2 protein-coding genes are annotated in these 1,739 nt (G+C 68.6%); both read right to left on the bottom strand.

Features of this window, described 5'->3' with window-relative positions; genetic code table 11:
• Positions 1-625, bottom strand: a 625-nt coding sequence (locus I5G_RS19970; protein WP_022877464.1) for an ABC transporter substrate-binding protein, incomplete at its 3' end; no start/stop codon positions are given.
• Between the two features lie 16 nt (positions 626-641).
• Positions 642-1,535 carry a family 43 glycosylhydrolase gene (locus tag I5G_RS19975; protein ID WP_051038569.1) on the bottom strand — a complete coding sequence of 298 codons (894 nt, stop codon included), beginning with the start codon at positions 1,533-1,535 and terminating at the stop codon, positions 642-644.
• Positions 1,536-1,739 lie beyond the last annotated feature (204 nt).

Below are 1,739 nucleotides of genomic sequence, written 5' to 3' on the forward strand. Positions count from 1 at the left end.
CGAGGAGGGCGGACAGCGTTACGGGGATGCGTCCGGAGGCCTCGTAGAACGCGGTGACGCCGGAGTCCTTCAGCTTCGTGCCGAGGTCGAGGAACTGATCCCACGTGGTTGGCGGCGTGGTGTACCCGACTTTGGCGAGCATGTCCTTGTTGATCAGGATGCCGCCACCCCACGACGCGATCGCGGCGCCGTAGACCTTGCCGTTGCTGCTGTAGGTCTGCTGGGCGGCGTCGGAGATGTTCGAGATCCAGGACTCGCCGCTGAGGTCCTTCGCGAAGCCGCCGTCCATGAGCTGGTGCTTGTTCTCGGCGGTGATGATGAACACGTCGGGGCCGGTGTTCGAGCCGAGCTGCGTCTGGAGCTTCTGCACGTAGTCCGTGACGGGCGGGGCGTAGGAGGCGTTCACCGTCAGCCCGGGGTTCTCCTTCTCGAACTGGTCGATGAGGGGCTGCATCGTGTCCTGGGTGTCCCAGGACAGGAACGTCACGGTCTGGGAATCGGTGCCGCCTCCGGCGCTGCCGGAGCATCCGGTCAGCGCGGCCGCGGCGAGTCCGACGACGGTCAGGGCGACGGCGGTCCGAGTCGTGCGACGGCGCGCGACCGAGGACGGGGTGGGGAGCATCATTGCTTTCTCTTTCTTCTCAGGTGTCGAGGGTTTCGGGTACGAGGGACGAGGTCAAGCGGATGGCGTGCGAGCCGGGTTCCACCGGAACGAGATCGCCGACCGCCGAGTAGCGCAGCGGGTCGATGACGATCTCGCGCCGGTAGCCGTCGCCGTCGGGCACGGCGAAGCGGTGATAGGCGATGACCCACTCGTCGGTGCCGGGGAGGCGCAGGATCGAGTGGTGGCCGGTCGCGTAGATGCCGGCATCCGGTCGCTGTTCGAGGAGGACGCCGCGGTCCTCCCAGGGGCCGTGGGGCCCCGGTCCGTCGGCCCAACGAACGCGGTAGGACGGATCGCGGGTGTCGTTCTCCGACCAGGTCAGGAAATACCGGTCGCCGCGGCGGTGCAGGTGCGCCGCCTCGCGGAAGGTCGGGTGCTCCCACGACGACACGGTCTCGGGGTCGATGGCCAGCATGTCGTCGCTCAGCCGGGCGACGTGGGCGACGGTGTTTCCCCAGACGAGGTACGCCGTGCCGTCGTCGTCGACGAACACCGAGGGGTCGATCGCGCGCCCCGGGTACGCGCCGCGGGCGACGAGGGGGCGACCCGAGTCGACGAAGGGGCCGCGCGGGCTGGGGGCGCTGGCGACGCCGATGTTGTCGTCGGCCGTGAAGTAGAAGAAGAACCGTCCGTCGCGCTCGGCGGCCGACGGTGCCCACGCGAAGCGATCGGCCCACGCGACGTCTTCGCCGAGGCGCAGGATGACGCCGTCGTCGTCCCACTGCGCGAGGTCGGTCGAGGACAGGACGCGGAAGCTGGATGCCGCCCACTCGGGGGAGCCGTCGGTGGTCGGATACAGGAAGAACCTGCCCTCGAAGTGCGAGAGGGAGGGATCCGCGAAGAATCTCCGACCGCGCTGCTCTGCGCTCACAATGCCTCCATGGCTTCTCGCCGTTTATCGATACAAACGGCGACGGCCTGTATCGTTACACGACTCGCCTCGCAATGCAAGCACGAATGCGTCGCTCGCCCGACGAAGGGGACCCGGATGCCATGGCATCCGGGCCCCCGTCGAACGAGCGGCTCAGCCCAGCAGCGGGACCGCCCCCACCAGCACGCCGACGGCGAGCATCAC

The organism is Microbacterium sp. B19, assembly GCF_000333395.1.
Classification (GTDB): Bacteria; Actinomycetota; Actinomycetes; order Actinomycetales; family Microbacteriaceae; genus Microbacterium.